This is a genomic window from Vibrio sp. 1F253, assembly GCF_041439295.1.
In the GTDB taxonomy this organism is placed as follows: domain Bacteria; phylum Pseudomonadota; class Gammaproteobacteria; order Enterobacterales; family Vibrionaceae; genus Vibrio; species Vibrio tasmaniensis_A.
Genome location: NZ_JBGONU010000010.1, coordinates 22,007 through 36,898 on the forward strand (window position 1 = coordinate 22,007; position 14,892 = coordinate 36,898).

General features: G+C 45.6%; 13 protein-coding genes. 2 read left to right on the forward strand and 11 right to left on the reverse strand.

Features of this window, described 5'->3' with window-relative positions; translation table 11 throughout:
• Positions 1 to 60 precede the first annotated feature (60 nt).
• Entirely contained in the window at positions 61 to 1,671 is a 1,611-nt protein-coding gene (purH, locus tag ACED28_RS07400; RefSeq protein ID WP_371709573.1) for a bifunctional phosphoribosylaminoimidazolecarboxamide formyltransferase/IMP cyclohydrolase, read from the reverse strand.
• Between the two features lie 325 nt (positions 1,672 to 1,996).
• On the opposite strand from purH, the gene zntR reads away from it, so the two are divergent.
• The gene (zntR, locus tag ACED28_RS07405; RefSeq protein WP_269335937.1) at positions 1,997 to 2,437 is read left to right on the forward strand and encodes a Zn(2+)-responsive transcriptional regulator; all 441 of its coding nucleotides are present in this window, start codon (positions 1,997 to 1,999) and stop codon (positions 2,435 to 2,437) included.
• Positions 2,438 to 2,484: 47 nt separating this feature from the next.
• Here the strand turns inward: zntR and ACED28_RS07410 are convergent, their stop codons facing one another.
• From ACED28_RS07410 to ACED28_RS07455, 10 genes are all read right to left on the reverse strand, one after another.
• Positions 2,485 to 3,444, reverse strand: a complete 960-nt coding sequence (locus tag ACED28_RS07410) for a GGDEF domain-containing protein (RefSeq protein WP_371709574.1) — start codon at positions 3,442 to 3,444, stop codon at positions 2,485 to 2,487.
• Between the two features lie 171 nt (positions 3,445 to 3,615).
• Complete coding sequence (fis, locus tag ACED28_RS07415) at positions 3,616 to 3,912, reverse strand: DNA-binding transcriptional regulator Fis (protein ID WP_004729744.1); 297 nt, start codon at positions 3,910 to 3,912, stop codon at positions 3,616 to 3,618.
• A 23-nt stretch (positions 3,913 to 3,935) separates the two neighbouring features.
• Positions 3,936 to 4,904 (reverse strand): tRNA dihydrouridine synthase DusB, encoded by a 969-nt coding sequence (gene dusB / locus ACED28_RS07420; protein ID WP_009844689.1) that lies wholly within the window; start codon positions 4,902 to 4,904, stop codon positions 3,936 to 3,938.
• 140 nt (positions 4,905 to 5,044) lie between these two features.
• Positions 5,045 to 5,932, reverse strand: coding sequence for a 50S ribosomal protein L11 methyltransferase (gene prmA / locus ACED28_RS07425; protein WP_012604987.1), 888 nt, complete (start codon positions 5,930 to 5,932; stop codon positions 5,045 to 5,047).
• 188 nt (positions 5,933 to 6,120) lie between these two features.
• Positions 6,121 to 7,464, reverse strand: a complete 1,344-nt coding sequence (gene accC / locus ACED28_RS07430; protein WP_009844691.1) for an acetyl-CoA carboxylase biotin carboxylase subunit — start codon at positions 7,462 to 7,464, stop codon at positions 6,121 to 6,123.
• Positions 7,465 to 7,479: 15 nt separating this feature from the next.
• Complete coding sequence (accB, locus tag ACED28_RS07435) at positions 7,480 to 7,932, reverse strand: acetyl-CoA carboxylase biotin carboxyl carrier protein (RefSeq protein WP_004729736.1); 453 nt, start codon at positions 7,930 to 7,932, stop codon at positions 7,480 to 7,482.
• A gap of 74 nt (positions 7,933 to 8,006) precedes the next feature.
• On the reverse strand, positions 8,007 to 8,456 hold the full coding sequence (gene aroQ / locus ACED28_RS07440) for a type II 3-dehydroquinate dehydratase (RefSeq protein WP_009844692.1): 450 nt from the start codon (positions 8,454 to 8,456) through the stop codon (positions 8,007 to 8,009).
• Between the two features lie 323 nt (positions 8,457 to 8,779).
• The gene (gene acs, locus ACED28_RS07445) at positions 8,780 to 10,729 is read right to left on the reverse strand and encodes an acetate--CoA ligase (protein ID WP_009844693.1); all 1,950 of its coding nucleotides are present in this window, start codon (positions 10,727 to 10,729) and stop codon (positions 8,780 to 8,782) included.
• A 218-nt stretch (positions 10,730 to 10,947) separates the two neighbouring features.
• Positions 10,948 to 11,580 carry a 3'-5' exonuclease gene (locus tag ACED28_RS07450; protein ID WP_017062708.1) on the reverse strand — a complete coding sequence of 211 codons (633 nt, stop codon included), beginning with the start codon at positions 11,578 to 11,580 and terminating at the stop codon, positions 10,948 to 10,950.
• Between the two features lie 11 nt (positions 11,581 to 11,591).
• Positions 11,592 to 13,421, reverse strand: coding sequence for a DUF294 nucleotidyltransferase-like domain-containing protein (locus tag ACED28_RS07455; RefSeq protein ID WP_371709591.1), 1,830 nt, complete (start codon positions 13,419 to 13,421; stop codon positions 11,592 to 11,594).
• Between the two features lie 256 nt (positions 13,422 to 13,677).
• Between ACED28_RS07455 and ACED28_RS07460 the strand changes: the two genes are divergently transcribed.
• Positions 13,678 to 14,874, forward strand: a complete 1,197-nt coding sequence (locus ACED28_RS07460) for a 3-phenylpropionate MFS transporter (RefSeq protein ID WP_017101054.1) — start codon at positions 13,678 to 13,680, stop codon at positions 14,872 to 14,874.
• The last annotated feature ends 18 nt before the right edge of the window (positions 14,875 to 14,892 follow it).

Genomic DNA, 14,892 nt, shown 5'->3' on the forward strand with positions numbered 1-14,892 from the left:
ATGTGACCGGGGTGGGCGAAAGCAGCTAACGACGCCACAGTGCCAAATACGAAGAGGAAATTAGTGGCGGAAGTGACGCATGCCCGTAAAGATCATCGCCATGCCGTGTTCGTCTGCTGCTGCGATAACTTCGTCATCACGCATAGAGCCGCCCGGTTGGATAACACACTTGATGCCCGCTTCTGCTGCCGCGTCGATACCGTCACGGAATGGGAAGAATGCATCTGATGCCATCACGCAACCTTCAACCTGTAGACCTTCGTCTGCCGCTTTGATACCTGCGATTTTCGCAGAGTAAACGCGGCTCATTTGGCCTGCGCCTACACCAATAGTCATGTCGCCTTTCGAGTAAACGATAGCGTTAGATTTAACGTACTTCGCGACTTTCCAGCAGAATAGAGCATCTTTCAATTCTTCAGCTGTTGGCTGACGCTTAGAAACCACTTTCAGGTCATCTTCAGAAACCATACCTTGGTCGCGGTCTTGAACTAGCAAACCGCCGTTAACGCGTTTCACGTCAAAACCAGTTGTCTTAGTTGTCCACTCACCGCACTCAAGCAGGCGAAGGTTTTTCTTAGCCGCTACGATTGCTACTGCTTCCGCAGAAACAGATGGTGCAATGATAACTTCAACGAATTGACGCTCAGTGATAGCCGTTGCTGTTGCAGCGTCTAGCTCACGGTTGAAAGCGATGATGCCGCCAAATGCAGACGTTGGGTCTGTTTTGAATGCACGGTCGTAAGCTTCTAGGATGTCTTCACCTAGTGCAACACCACATGGGTTAGCGTGCTTAACAATGACACATGCTGGCTGGTCGAACTCTTTCACACACTCAAGTGCTGCGTCAGTGTCAGCGATGTTGTTGTAAGAAAGTGCTTTACCTTGGATTTGACGAGCTGTAGATACAGACGCTTCTTCAGGATTCGCTTCAACGTAGAATGCTGCTGCCTGGTGGCTGTTTTCACCGTAGCGCATGTCTTGTTTCTTTTCGAACTGTTGGTTGAACGTGCGAGGGAACTTAGACTCTTCATCAGCCTTCTTTCCTTCTTCATCAAGTAGAGAGGCACCGTATGATGGAACCATAGTACCGAAGTAGTTTGCGATCATGCCGTCGTAAGAAGCTGTGTGCTCGAATGCTGCGATAGCGAGGTCGAAGCGAGTATCTAGCGTTAGAGATTTCTCGTTCGCGTCCATTTCAGCAACAACGCGCTCGTAGTCGTGTGCGTTAACAACGATAGTTACGTCTTTGTGGTTTTTCGCTGCAGAGCGAACCATTGTAGGACCGCCGATGTCGATGTTCTCAACAGCGTCAGCAAGGGTACAGCCTTCTTTAGCAACGGTTTCTGCGAATGGGTATAGGTTTACAACAACCATATCGATAGGGTTGATACCGTGAGTTTCCATCACGTCATCATCTTGGCCACGACGGCCTAGAACGCCACCATGAACTTTTGGGTGCAGAGTCTTAACACGGCCATCCATCATTTCTGGGAAACCAGTGTAATCAGATACTTCTGTAACAGAGATGCCTTTTTCAGCAAGCAGGCGAGCAGTGCCACCGGTAGATAGGATATCTACACCACGGTTAGCAAGAGCTTGTGCAAATTCAACGATACCAGTTTTGTCTGATACGCTGATTAGAGCGCGGCGAATTGGACGAGCGTTATTCATGCTTCCATCTTCCTCAAATTCATGGGGTTAAAATAAAGATATTTGCCAAAAAAGAACTTGTTTCTATCTTCTTAGCGTGGATTATCTTAGATACCAGTAAGAGATAAAATATTGGCCAGTTTTGGTAAAGACCTTTTGGGTTTGTCTTATGATTAAGCAATAAGATAACCAACTCCAAATTTGATGGCGCAGATTCTAACTAATTTATTACAAAAAAGCTCGCGCAATCGTTTGGCATCTCAAAATTAATTATGAAAAGTGCCATTTCAGCCTGAAAAGTAACGATAAGGTTAATTGTGGAATGGACGGAACAGTAGGAAAAAACATGTTTCAGATCGGTGAATTAGCGAAAAGATGCGGTGTGACAGCCGATACCTTGCGGTTTTATGAAAAAAGTAACCTGATTGCTCCTGCCAGTCGCAGTGACTCAGGATATCGCTTATATGATGAAAACAATCAGAAACAGGTGACCTTTATTCTTAAATCTAAAGCGTTAGGGCTGAGTTTAGATGAAATTAAGGAATTGCTCGAGATTCGCTTGGAAGCAACGCAGCACAGTTGCTCGGAAGTGAAAGCCATCACAACGGCAAAGCTGAAACTTATTGATGAAAAAATCAGTGAACTTGGCAGAATACGCACGGCATTAAAGAAGATTAATGATGCTTGCTGCGGTCATGTAGATGACGATGCGAGCCATTGTTCTATCTTAGGTGCTTTGGCGAGCGAAGATAAACAAAGCTCATGCTGTGCTGCTGATGGTAAATAGCTGAGAAGGTCCCCGTTAGGGAGAGAGGCTTACTACGGTTAATAACCCTAGGAAGCTTGCAGTATTTTGGCTCTTAGTTGAGCGTCAATTTTTAAAGTAGGTAGGTTATTATGGTAAAGCGTGACTTGGTTGCGACCAGTCTGCTTTGAAGAGTACATGGCTCTATCAGTTTGAGCCAATAGTTCTTTTATGGTTTTAAGGTGTGGTGTGTATTCAGCAACACCGATGCTGACTGTTGGGTAGATGATGTGGCCGTCTACGGTACACGGCGTTGATTCAATCGTTTTACGAATCGTCTCCGCAACGTAATAAGCTTCAATGGCACTGGTGTGTGTGAGAATGACACCGAATTCTTCGCCACCCAAGCGACCTAGATAATCATCGCAGTCTATTGACTGTTGGCATAAACTCGCGACTTGAACGATTACCTCATCACCAGAAAGGTGGCCAACTTGATCATTGATCTCTTTGAAGTGGTCTATGTCTATCATCAAACACGTTAAGCTTTGCTTAGGCGATTGACTGAACTCTTTTTCCAACCCAAGTAAAAAGGCACGTCTATTTAAAATCCCAGTTAGCTCATCGATTTCAGCGAGTTCTATCAGCTCAGCTTCACGTTGCTGTGCTTTAGTAATATCTCGCTCTTGCCACAGCACGTATTGCTTTTCTGGCGAGAGATACAATGGCTTTAATGTCGATTCAAAATATCGATCGTCTGATTCTGCAGATTCTTCCCCTTGAGCGAAAAGTTGTTCAATAGAAAGCTGAAGTTGCTGACAGGGCGCAAGAGAGTATTGAATGTATTGAATTTCGCGACTGGAATAAGCTTGCTTTGCCGCCTCTAACAGCTGCTTTTCAACCGCGGGAGGCAACAGTTCTGAAACTGTGTGGTGATTTGGATTGTCAAAGTTTTCAACAATACGTCCGGATGTATCCAACAGAAGATGACGATCAGGCAGTTCACGGATCAGTGTGCTAAGCCATTCTTCCCTTTTCATATCAAGCATGTAGCTTCCAGACGATTAGATTAATGGGTCATTATATCGGTAGTGATTACGTTATCAATCGTTACATCTCATTAATTGATTGATAATTGTTCGCTTGTTGCCATATAAACAAAAAAAAGCCGAGTTCAATAAATAGCTCGGCTTCTAATTCAATAAATTACGAAAGAACGATTAGTTCATGCCGTATTTTTTAAGTTTCTTGCGAAGAGTACCGCGGTTAATACCCATCATGGTTGCTGCGCGAGTTTGGTTACCGCGAGTGTACTGCATGATAGTGTCTAGTAGTGGCTGTTCAACTTCAGCTAATACTAATTCGTATAACTCGCTGACTTCTTGACCGTTTAATTGAGCAAGGTAATTTTTCAATGATGCTTTAACTGAGTCACGTAGTGGCTTCTGCGTGATTTGGTCTTGTGATGTAACTGTAGTTACTGTCAATGCTTCTGAAGTCAGATTTTGTTCGAACATATTCGGTCTAGCTCTTCTCGTAATTATGGTGCAACGTTATCAAAAAAACCTTCTAGCGCTTCAAGCTGCAGATCACCTGCTTCGAATGCGTTGAAGGTACGGCGAAACTCACTCGCTTGTTCATGCTCTTTTAGATACCAACCCACATGCTTACGAGCGATGCGAGGGCCTAAAAACTCTCCATAAAATTCATGTAGAGCGAGCACATGACCAAGCATGATGTCTTTCACTTCCGAAATCGGGAGTGGGTCCATCGTGGTGCCGTTTTCCAAATAGTGTAGGATTTCGTTAAAAATCCAAGGACGTCCTTGGGCAGGTCGACCTATCATTAAAGCATCAGCGCCGGTGTACTCCAGCACAAACTTCGCTTTTTCCGGACTATCGATATCACCGTTAGCGATAACCGGAATAGATACTGCTTGTTTCGCTGCTTTAATGTGTTTGTATTCTGCCTCACCTTTGTACATACAAGCGCGAGTTCTCCCGTGAAGGGCAAGAGCTTGTATGCCGCAGTCTTCGGCTATTTTCGCGATCTGGACACAGTTTCTATTGTCTGTATCCCAGCCTGTGCGCGTTTTCAACGTTACTGGAACGTCGACAGCATTTACCACAGCCTTCAGAATATCTTCAATGAGTTCTGGATGCTGAAGTAGGGCTGAGCCCGCAAGCTTCTTATTCACTTTTTTGGCTGGGCAACCCATATTGATATCGATGATTTGCGCACCGTTAGCAACATTGAATTGAGCAGCCTCGGCCATAAGCTGTGGATCTGCACCAGCGATTTGTACTGAACGAATGCCCGATTCGCCTTCATGTACCATACGCTGCTGAGATTTTGACGTTTTCCAAACTTTCGGATTGGAGGACATCATTTCACTGACTGCCATCCCCGCACCGTAACGAAGACACAACTCACGGAATGGTCTATCCGTTACGCCAGCCATAGGAGCGACGATTAGATTGTTCTTAAGTTGATAATTTCCGATTTTCAAAAATGTCATCACAGTTCTGTACCAGCAAGGGCGCGCATTTTACGCATTTTTTCGCTGCGTGAAAAGACTAATATTTGAGCATTTACAATTTGTTTTCGTAATTCGTTTAAATTTCAGTCAATTAGCGCCCAAAGTCTTACCTAGCCTTGCTTGCGACCAGAGATTCGACACCATTCTTGTTGTTCAATGATCGGATCAATGTGAAGCTCATCACGATAATAAGTTGCAACATCTTCCGCTTGTGTATCTAAAACACCCGACATTGCTAGTACACCATTTGGCTTTACTAGACCTTTAATGATGCCAGAAAGGTCGCGTAATGGACCGGCAAGAATGTTGGCAACAACAACGTCAGCGAGCAAACCTTCCGGTTGATCTTGTGGCAAGAACACCTCTAGTTGCTCAGCAACACCATTGCGTTGTGCATTGTCTTTTGATGCAAGCAGAGCTTGAGGATCAATGTCGATCCCGACAACTTTTGCCGCGCCAAGTTTGATCGCAGCGATCGCAAGAATGCCAGAACCACAACCGAAATCGATCACGGTTTTACCTGTCAGGTCTAGGCCTTCAAGCCACTCAAGACACAATGCTGTTGTTGGGTGAGTACCGGTACCGAATGCAAGACCGGGATCCAGCATTACGTTTACAGCGTCAGGTTCAGGGATATCGCGCCAGCTAGGGCAGATCCATAAACGCTCACCAAACTTCATTGGGTGGAAGTTGTCCATCCATTCACGTTCCCAATCCTTGTCTTCAATTTGCTCTACTTTGTGAGCAAAGTCTGCAGGGAACATGTTGCTTGCTTTAATCTGCGCTAGAACGACACCAGTGTCAGTCTCAGCGTCGTAAAGCGCGAGAATGTCAGTATCACCCCAAAGGCGAGTTTCGCCCGGCAGAGGCTCAAATACAGGGGTATCTTGTGCATCCAGGAAAGTTACAGAAAGAGCACCAGTCTCTTCCATTAACATGTCGCCGATTTGTTCGGCATTTTCATTGGTAGCATTAAGCTTGATTTGAATCCAAGGCATGGCTGCATCTTCTATATGAGAAAAATTGGATGGCGAGTCTAGCAGAAAATATGAGCAAATTCACCAAAACCCCACGGAATATAATGGGGATTATGAATTGATTATTGCGAGTATTTACAAACAAAAATGCTCACCGAAGTGAGCATTTATTACTGTTCTACAGAGAACGAATTACGGAAGGCTAGCGTCTATTGTAGACCAAGCTTCTTCTCAAGGTAGTGGATGTTTGCCCCACCGTGTTGGAAGTTTTCGTCGTTCATAATAGACAGTTGAAGCTCAGTATTAACGTTAATACCTTCAACAATCATTTCACCCAATGCGTTCTTCATACGAGCGATAGCAACATCACGGTTCTCACCGTAAGTGATCAGCTTACCAATCATTGAATCGTAGTGTGGTGGCACTGTGTAACCCGTGTAGATGTGAGACTCCCAACGTACGCCCATACCACCTGGAGCATGGAAGCGCGTGATCTTACCCGGAGACGGTAGGAAACGTACGGGATCTTCTGCATTGATACGACATTCGATTGAGTGGCCGCGCAGCTTAATATCATCCTGTGTGAATGATAGAGGCTGACCAGCAGCAATGCGAAGTTGCTCTTTCACTAGATCGATACCCGTTACCATTTCAGTAATCGTGTGCTCAACCTGGATGCGAGTGTTCATTTCAATGAAGTAGAACTCACCGTTCTCGTATAGGAATTCAAATGTACCTGCGCCGCGGTAACCAATCTCAAGACATGCACGAGTACAACGGTCGCCGATGTATTTACGCATTTCTTCAGTGATACCTGGAGCTGGTGCTTCTTCCACAACTTTCTGGTGACGACGCTGCATTGAACAGTCACGCTCACCTAGGTGGATAGCATTACCTTGACCATCGGCAAGCACTTGTACTTCAATGTGACGTGGGTTTTCTAGGAATTTTTCCATGTAAACCATGTCGTTATTGAAACATGCTTTTGCTTCAGCACGAGTCATTGCGATAGCTTCTGTTAGTTCTTTTTCAGTACGAACAACACGCATACCACGACCGCCGCCGCCGCCAGAAGCCTTGATGATTACAGGGAAACCAATGCGCTTAGCGTGCGCTTTGTTTTTCGCTTCGTCGTCGTCAAGAGGGCCGTCAGAACCTGGTACACAAGGTACACCCGCTTTTTTCATTGACGTGATAGCTGACACTTTGTCACCCATCATGCGAATGGTTTCAGCTTTAGGGCCAACGAAGATAAAACCACTGCGCTCTACCTGTTCTGCAAAATCTGCATTTTCAGATAGGAAGCCGTAGCCTGGGTGGATAGCAACTGCACCTGTTACTTCAGCAGCGCTGATGATACGAGGGATGTTCAGGTAGCTATCGATACCACGAGCTGGACCGATACAAATTGTTTCGTCAGCAAGCAGTACGTGCTTAAGATCGCGGTCAGCGGTTGAGTGAACTGCTACCGTTTTGATGCCAAGCTCTTTACATGCTCGCAGAATACGCAGTGCAATTTCACCACGGTTCGCGATTACTAATTTATCTAACATAATGAGTGCTCTCTATTATTCGATAATTACTAGAGCTTGGTCGAATTCTACTGGTTGACCGTCTTCAACTAGGATAGCCGTTACAACACCAGATTTATCAGCTTCGATTTGGTTCATCATTTTCATCGCTTCAACGATACATAGTGTTTCGCCAGCAGTTACAGATTGACCCACTTTAACGAACGGTTTTGCATCTGGGCTTGGAGCGCCGTAGAAAGTACCAACCATTGGAGAAAGAACTTGGTGACCAGCAGGAACCGCAGGAGCTGCCGCTTCTGCAGCTACAGGTGCCGCCGCAGGTGCTGCTGCCGCTACAGGAGCTGGAGCTGCTGCATATTGAATAGGCGCTGCAGATACAGGGCTGTTACGACTGATTCGTACTGACTCTTCACCTTCAGAGATCTCTAGCTCAGAAATACCAGACTCTTCAACCAATTCGATTAGCTTCTTGATTTTGCGAATATCCATTGTTTCTTTCTCTTTATCTGTTGATTGAACTTACTCTTTGACTGAGTAGGTTAGTAATAGTTCGTTGTTTTTATTTACTTTGCGTTGAGCTTGTTGAGCGCAGCTGTCAAAGCAAATTGATAACCTTGGGCACCTAAGCCACAAATCACACCTTCTGCTTTATCAGACAGGTAAGAGTGGTGACGGAATGGTTCACGTGCGTGAACATTCGATAGGTGAACCTCAATAAATGGGATAGCAACACCAAGTAGTGCATCACGCAACGCCACACTGGTATGTGTAAAGGCCGCTGGGTTGATAATAATGAAATCAACATTTTGATAAGCACTATGGATAGCTTCAATCAGCTCATACTCACGATTTGACTGTAAGTGAGATAGCTCAACATCGTGTGTTTTCGCTTGCTCGGTCAATGAGCTAATAATCTGGTCAAGTGTTTGAGAACCGTAGTGTGCAGGTTCTCTAAGGCCTAACAGATTAAGGTTTGGTCCATTTAAAACTAGAATGCGAAACTTTGTAGACATTGTGGGGCTATCTTCCTTTATCGTGTTTACGAACGTGAATGTTGCCATTTTATTGAAAATTTGGGGATAATTTCCAGTAAGAAAAACCCAAATTTAAAAATTAGAACCAGATTATAGCTAATTCAGCGCAAATCGCAGCAATTTACTGGTCTAATCTCCTATTGAGAGAGTGTGAGATTGTTACCAACTTAACAAAAAAGCGCCTTAGCCTTAATTTTGTCGAGGATATTTGAGATCAAGATCAGCCATAAAAAAACCGCCACATAGGTGACGGTTTAGAAAGGAGTTGTTTTAAACAGTAATTACGTAATGTGACGGGTTGCTTATGCCAGTTCCGCTTTCTCTGCAATCAGCTTATCGACCACGCTTGGGTCTGCGAGTGTCGACGTATCGCCTAGGTTGCCAGTATCGCCAGTGGCAATCTTACGCAGGATACGACGCATGATTTTACCTGAACGAGTTTTTGGTAATGAGTCGGTCCAGTGCAGTACATCTGGCGTTGCGATTGGGCCTATCTCTTTGCGTACCCAGTCTTTCACTTCTTTATGAAGCTCTGCGGTCGGAAATTCACCATCATTCAACGTGATGTAAGCGTAAATCGCTTGGCCTTTAATATCATGAGGGATACCTACAATCGCAGCCTCTGCGATCTTATCAAATGCGACTAGAGCCGATTCAATCTCAGCGGTACCCATACGGTGGCCTGATACGTTCAGAACGTCATCAACACGGCCAGTAATCCAGTAGTAACCGTCTTCATCACGACGAGCACCATCACTGGTGAAGTACATGCCTTTAAAGGTCGAGAAGTAAGTTTGTTCGAAACGGTCATGATCGCCGTGAACGGTACGCATCTGGCCTGGCCAAGAGTCAAGAATCACTAGGTTGCCGTCTGTTGCACCCTCAATGATGTTACCCATGTTATCAACCAGCGCCGGTTGCACACCGAAGAATGGACGCGTCGCTGAGCCCGGTTTTAGATCGGTTGCCCCCGGTAGTGGTGCGATTAAGATACCACCCGTTTCTGTTTGCCACCATGTATCAACAATTGGAGACTGCTCATTACCGATTGTTTTGTAGTACCACTCCCACGCCTCTGGGTTGATAGGTTCACCCACTGAGCCCATGATTCTTAGGCTGTCACGAGACGTGCCTTCAACGGCTTCATTGCCTTTCGCCATCAATGCACGAATAGCTGTTGGCGCCGTATAAAGAATATTAACTTGGTGCTTATCGACCACTTCACTCATGCGGCTTGTGTTCGGGTAGTTCGGCACGCCTTCAAACAGAATGGTTTTTGCACCATTGGCAAGCGGTCCGTAAACAAGGTATGTGTGACCGGTAATCCAACCCACATCGGCTGTACACCAGAAAGTTTCGCCTTCTTGGTAATCGAATACGTATTTGAAGGTCATTGCTGCATAAACAAGGTAACCACCTGTGGTGTGCATAACACCCTTAGGTTTGCCTGTTGAACCTGACGTATAAAGGATGAATAGTGGGTCTTCTGCGTTCATCTCTTCTGGAGGACAATCTGCAGATACATTAGCAATAGCATCGTGCCACCACACATCGCGGTGTTCGTGCCATGCAACATCGCCGCCAGTACGTTTGAATACTACAACCTTTTCGATGTTCTTCACTTCAGGATTCGTCAGTGCTTCATCGACATTTTTCTTCAGTGGAACCGCACGGCCGCCACGCACGCCTTCATCGGCAGTGATAACGACTTTAGAATTTGAGTCGATAATACGACCAGACAGTGCTTCTGGGGAGAAACCGCCAAATACTACTGTGTGAACCGCCCCGATACGGGTACACGCCAGCATCGCAACCGCAGCTTCTGGAACCATTGGCATGTATAAACAAACTACATCACCTTTGCGCACGCCTTGCTCTTTTAGAGCATTTGAAAACAGGCACACTTCTTTGTGTAGTTCATTAAAAGTTAGGGTTTTGTCATCAGCCGGATCATCGCCTTCCCAGATGATAGCGACTTCATCACCGCGCTCAGCAAGGTGGCGGTCGATACAGTTAGCCGAAACGTTAAGCGTGCCATCTTCAAACCAGCGAATATCAATGTGGCCAGGGTCGAAAGAGGTATTTTTTACCTGTGTGAAAGGTTTAATCCAATCAACGATTTTTCCGTGTTCACCCCAAAAGCCTTCAGGGTCAGAAACAGATTGCTGGTACATGGCTAGGTAAGTGTCATTATCCGCGTGTGTGGTTGATTTAATATTTTCTTTTACCGGATAAACGTGGGCTTCACTCATTGCATCTCTCCTTGTGCCTACATTCCTAATGAACTGGCAACTTCCTTTGTGTTCAGTTTCTAGGTCTATTACAGAACCGTCGTTGTGTTATCACTCTCGACTAGGACGGCGATTTCCACAATTAGACTTTAGGATGAGACGTTGCTTTTCACTTACAAAATAGCGAGTTAAGTTCATTTTTGAGATGTTGCTCTCTATGTGAAGCGCCAGTGGTTGAATTAAGAATAAGAAGAGTTGAAACGGGGCAGGTCACCATGTTTCAGACGCACAAAGATCAGCGCAGCAGAGATAGCGTCTTGTAATGCATCATGTTTATTGACCGGGATAGGTAAATCGAGCTGGCGACAGATGGCGTCCATGCTGAGATCAAAATAGGCATTGGGCAGCTGTCTTTCGAGTTTGTCTTGGTAGAGTTGGCTCACTTCGACTAATCGGTTAGGCAGTGGAAATCCAAGCTGTTTTAAACAGGCGCGGTCGAGAATCTTTTTGTCATAGCGGATGTGATAGCCGACTAAAGGACGATTTCCAATGAAGTTAAGTAGCTCGATTAAAGCCTGTTTTTCTTCGATGCCATGCTTTAGATCTTGATGACGAATGCGGTGGATTTTTATTGAATTGCAATCGAGTGATTGCGGGGCGCGCAATCGGACTTCAAAAGGTTGGCTGGTAATGATTCGGTTACCGATGATCTTGGTCGCAGCAATAGTGACTAATTCTGCCTGATTGGGGTCGAGGCTGGTGGTTTCACAATCAAGCGATACATATTCATGATCAATAGGCGCAGTAAACAGAGGCTGATAGAGGGAGCCTTTGAGCTTGTGATGCCAGTAATAGCGAACCAACCTATTCATCGTTCAATCGCCTAATCCCGTATCTGATAATGGTAGCCGAGCCATTGCTTGAATTTCTTCACCACGTGCAGGCTATGACGAAGCAGATCCCTGTCTGCTCGCTCCATCAGTTTAACGTTAATCTTGTTGCTGCTGTGCTGTTGAGAAAGCCTTTGGGCTAAGCGCCACTTAAAGAATTGCTTGAGTGCTTCACTGAGATTATCGGCAGTACTTTGCTCAAGCACTTTCTTGCTAACCAGTTGCTCAATGCGTTCGAAGGTGTTGTTGACCGTGACACCATGCTCTAGGCAAAGCGCTCTCACACCATGCACGATAGGGAAAATACCACCTTGTTTGATATCGAGCCCTGACTTGGATTGCTTCACATTGCCAAATAGGGTGAGGGGAACCGAGAAGTTCAGCGCCGGGCGGCAGAATTCCGTTAGGATCAATTCCTGTCCGAGCATTAAATCACTGAGGTGCTGCTTTACAGGTTTTAATAACTCTCTATTCCCCGCAACGGCGTGTGCATCCGCCATGATCGCGATATCCATCACGGTGTCTGGCGTGGCTTTTTTTACCCAATGGGTAAGGGTTTGTTTCCACTCTTGTTCTGAATGCACCCATTTCGGGTTGTTGACCATCACGTTGCCCGGGCACAGTGGGTAACCCAATTGTTGAAGGGTGTGGGTGAGGTCGTTCATGGCACTTTGGCATTGATGCCACTCCAAGCCATCTTGAATTATTAGTGCGTTGTCTTGATCGGTTTTGAGAATTTGTTCCCCACGGCCTTCGGAACCCAATACGATTAGGCAGCAATGATTATGCAGTGCCGGTGGGATCACCAACTCAAAAGCCTTCTCTATGATCTGTTCGTTGACCGCAGAAATCAGTTCCATGATAAAGCGTGTGCGAATCCCATTACTGAGCAAGCTCTCGACCAGTTGACGCTGTTTGTTAGAGGCCATTGCCAATTCTTCAACGCTGGTGGCGCGCGCAATACGTAAAGTGAGAACGTGGGAGTGTGTGGAGAATGCACTGAGAATCTGTGTCATATCCACCATGCCGACCGCATTTTTACCATCACAAACCATCAACCTTTTCACTCGATTTCTGGTCATGGTAATCATGGCATTAAATAAGAAATCCCCTTGGTTTACGTGCATCACCGGAAATGTTGCAATCTCGCCAACGGGCGTATCCTGTGGGAAGTTATCGAGCATTACAGCGTGCAATAAATTGGTTCGTGTGACGATCCCATACGGTAAGGAGCCTGAACCAAAATCTTTTATGCCTTTGTCGTCTAAATGAACCAGCGCCGAGTCTAAGCCTTGCTCTTTTAGGATTTGAGTTACTTGGTTGATGGGTTGCCCTGGCTCAAGAATCAGTGGTGGGTGATAGATAGAGTCATCCACTTTGGTCAATATAAACTCGGCAAGGTTTTGTTGCTGCTGAGCGGCCTCAATCAGAGCTTTCCGTGTCGACAGGTTACTATCAAAGTAGGCGGAAAATTGACCATTGGCGTGATAAAGATCGAGAAAAACATCGGTAGGCAGTAGGTAGCTTAAGGTGTCTTCGAGTGCGATATATTGATGTTTGGTGTGAGGTTCAAACTGGCTGCGCACATCAAAAATATCGTCATTGGCGTAATGTGCGTAAATCTCACCATCACTGCTCGCGCGCTCTTCAACGGCTCCTTTGATCAGGATATGCAGGTGTCTGCTCGGCCTATCTGCTTCCAGTATCACTTCTTGAGAGCGGTAATACACCACGTCTAATGAAGAGCGAAGCTTCAATTGTTCCGTATCGGACAGGCTATCGAAGGGTGGGTGCTGCATATTAAATTTTTCAGGCATAAGCATCACAAGAAGTGGGAGTCTTTAATCAGTCTGACAAAATACCAGCGAAGCTCCAGACGACTTTAGTCTAAATGCAGACTAGATATCGACGAACGTGATATAGCTTGGTGATAAGTGATAAGTGATAAGTGATAAGTGATAAGTGATATCTAGGCTAATTAAATATAGGAATGCTATCCCAGTAATAATTCCCTTTTTCATCCTACTCTAGATAGGCATAATTGGAGCCGCCTTTTTCCGCACACTTTATAGGTTATTTATGTTTAGCCCCTCTCCTTACGGATGGATATCTCAGTATTTTCTTGGTTTCTTTTTTGCGTATGGTGTGTACTTGCCATTTTGGGCGTTGTGGTTTGAAGACCAAGGCGTTTCTGCAGGAGACATCGGTGTATTGATTGGTATTGGTTTTGCGACTCGCTGTGTTGCTAACCTTGTGATTACGCCGCGCATCCATAACGTAGAGAATCTTTTGCCCGCTCTGCGCTGGTTGAGCTTCGCCTCATTGTTATTTGTTGGCTTCCACTTCTTCACTGGAGGCAGTTTTTTATTGATGCTGTTGGCAACAGTACTGTTTAACCTGTGTTGTGGGCCGGTTATCCCTCTTTCTGACGCAATGGCTAACCATTACAGTCGTCTTAAGATGCTTGACTATGGACGCACTCGTTTATGGGGTTCGATTGCTTTTATTGCGGGTTCAACCGTGGTGGGTTATTTAGTCGCACAGTTCGGTACTGATATGATTTTGTATACAGCGCTTGCTGGTGTGCTGTTGTCGTTAATGTTAGCGATGAGAAACCCTAACGTGATGCCAGTAACGCAATCTGAGAAACAAGCAGTGCGACCAAAATTAGGTGAGTTACTGCGTGAGTCGTCTGTGGTTAAATTTTTGGCCTTGATGGCGTTGCTGCAAGGTAGCCATGCGGCTTACTACAGTTTTAGTGCGATTTACTGGAAAGAAGCCGGTCACTCAGAAGCGATTATTGGTTATTTATGGAGCCTAGGCGTTGTTGCTGAGGTCGCTGTGTTTGCTCTCAGTAAGCGCTTATTCTCTGGCTGGTCAATGCGTACTCTGTTCGTGGTAGCTGCAATCGGTGTGATGGCTCGTTGGGGGATTACCGCATCAACAACGGCGATTTTCGCCTTGGTTATGGTGCAAATGCTGCATGGTGTGACGTTTGCTATGGCGCACATCGCAGCTATTCAATACATTCAATCAGAAGAACAGAATAAAATGGTCGCGTTGCAAGCTCTGTATAACGCGATCCCATTGGGAGCTGTTATCGCACTAATGACGACCTTAAGTGGTTGGGGCTATGAGCTTTGGGGGGCAAACATCTTCTGGGGTATGGCCGCGATGGGTGCTCTTGCTCTGTTCATTAAGTTGGACGAGAGAAGTTCAGTGGTTGAGATTAATCAATCAGGTTCGGAACAATTAGAATCTAACAGCAAATGCTGATAATTAGAGTCTGAAGCA

Coding starts and splice junctions, on each gene's coding strand:
- purH (WP_371709573.1), bottom strand. CDS start 1,671: ATGAATAACGCTCGTCCAATTCGCCGCGCTCTAATCAGCGTATCAGAC.
- zntR (WP_269335937.1), top strand. CDS start 1,997: ATGTTTCAGATCGGTGAATTAGCGAAAAGATGCGGTGTGACAGCCGAT.
- ACED28_RS07410 (WP_371709574.1), bottom strand. CDS start 3,444: ATGCTTGATATGAAAAGGGAAGAATGGCTTAGCACACTGATCCGTGAA.
- fis (WP_004729744.1), bottom strand. CDS start 3,912: ATGTTCGAACAAAATCTGACTTCAGAAGCATTGACAGTAACTACAGTT.
- prmA (WP_012604987.1), bottom strand. CDS start 5,932: ATGCCTTGGATTCAAATCAAGCTTAATGCTACCAATGAAAATGCCGAA.
- accC (WP_009844691.1), bottom strand. CDS start 7,464: ATGTTAGATAAATTAGTAATCGCGAACCGTGGTGAAATTGCACTGCGT.
- accB (WP_004729736.1), bottom strand. CDS start 7,932: ATGGATATTCGCAAAATCAAGAAGCTAATCGAATTGGTTGAAGAGTCT.
- aroQ (WP_009844692.1), bottom strand. CDS start 8,456: ATGTCTACAAAGTTTCGCATTCTAGTTTTAAATGGACCAAACCTTAAT.
- acs (WP_009844693.1), bottom strand. CDS start 10,729: ATGAGTGAAGCCCACGTTTATCCGGTAAAAGAAAATATTAAATCAACC.
- ACED28_RS07450 (WP_017062708.1), bottom strand. CDS start 11,580: ATGAATAGGTTGGTTCGCTATTACTGGCATCACAAGCTCAAAGGCTCC.
- ACED28_RS07455 (WP_371709591.1), bottom strand. CDS start 13,421: ATGCTTATGCCTGAAAAATTTAATATGCAGCACCCACCCTTCGATAGC.
- ACED28_RS07460 (WP_017101054.1), top strand. CDS start 13,678: ATGTTTAGCCCCTCTCCTTACGGATGGATATCTCAGTATTTTCTTGGT.